Origin of the sequence: Micromonospora echinofusca (genome assembly GCF_017614955.1) — a bacterium.
Taxonomy (GTDB): Bacteria; Actinomycetota; Actinomycetes; order Mycobacteriales; family Micromonosporaceae; genus Micromonospora; species Micromonospora echinofusca_A.
In genome coordinates this window covers 1-1,118 of the sequence record NZ_WVUH01000668.1, presented here as the reverse complement: position 1 = coordinate 1,118, position 1,118 = coordinate 1, and the positions used below count along the sequence as shown (strand labels likewise).

Sequence of the window (1,118 nt, the reverse complement as noted above, 5' to 3'; positions counted from 1 at the left end):
TGATGGTGGTGTTGTCGGGCAGGGTGACGGTGGGCATGGGGTGCTCCGTGGTCCGGCGGGATGGTTTCCTTACGGCGTAAGTTGTTGTCGGCGCCACGTTACCTTACGCCGTAAGGAATTGTGGTGGGGGTTCCGGCCACCGCGGTGGAATCGGTGTGGCGGCCGGGCGTGGTCGGCGTCGATGATGGGCCGGTGCGGGAGTACCTACGGACGGACCGGCTGGTGTTGCGCCGGTTCACCGGCGCGGACCTGGAGGACCTGGTCGCGTTGGACGGCGACCCGGAGGTGATGCGGTACCTGACCGGCGGGCGGTCCACACCCCGGCAGCGGATGCGGGACGAGGTGCTGCCGTACCTGTTGGGGTACTACGACCGGGGTGACGACTTCGGGTACTGGGCGGCGGTGGATCGTCGTGGTGGTTTCCTGGGCTGGTTCCACCTGCGGCCGCATCCGGGTGGCGGTCCGGCCGGGGCGCCAGACCGTCACGGGATCGAGCTGGGTTACCGGCTGCGTCGGGCGGTGTGGGGCAACGGGTACGCCACGGAGGGGTGTCGGGCGTTGCTCCGCAAGGGGTTCACCGAGCTGGGGGTGGACCGGGTGTACGCGGAGACGATGGCGGTCAACGTGGCGTCGCGGCGGGTGATGGAGAAGGCCGGTCTGCGGTATGTGCGTACCTTCCACCAGCGGTGGCCGGAGGCGATCGCGGGGTCGGAGTTCGGTGAGATGGAGTACGCGGTGACCCGCGCCGGGTGGTGGGCGCGGCAGGACGCGGGTGCGGTGTGCCGGTCAGAGCCGGTCGAACCAGTCGCGTGCGGCGGTGACTCCCCCACCGCCGAGGGCGACCATCAGGGCGATCCGGGCTTTGGTCGGTGACAGGCCCCGGGCGCTGATCGCGCCGACGGTGGTGGCCAGTCCGAAGGCTCCCGGCAGGTCGTTCGGTGGTGTGTCGGTGGTGTGGCAGCGGGAGGCCACCACGACGGGGATGTCCCAGCCGGTCAGTTCGTCGATGGTGGTGAAGAGGTCGACGGGTACGTTGCCGACGCCGGTGCCCTCCAGGACGATGCCGCGTGCTCCGGCGTCGACGACGCAGGTGAGCAGGGCGGGGGGCATGTCGGGGT

1 protein-coding gene and 1 pseudogene are annotated in these 1,118 nt (G+C 70.4%); one reads left to right on the top strand and one right to left on the bottom strand.

The window, feature by feature from the left end; all coding sequences use genetic code 11:
- The first annotated feature begins 123 nt into the window (after positions 1–123).
- Entirely contained in the window at positions 124–873 is a 750-nt protein-coding gene (locus tag GSF22_RS33755) for a GNAT family N-acetyltransferase (protein ID WP_307804521.1), read from the top strand.
- Here GSF22_RS33755 and GSF22_RS33750 read toward each other — a convergent pair.
- Positions 787–1,118: pseudogene (locus tag GSF22_RS33750) on the bottom strand (asparaginase); the annotation flags it as partial. The gene GSF22_RS33755 and the pseudogene GSF22_RS33750 sit on opposite strands and share 87 nt — an antisense overlap.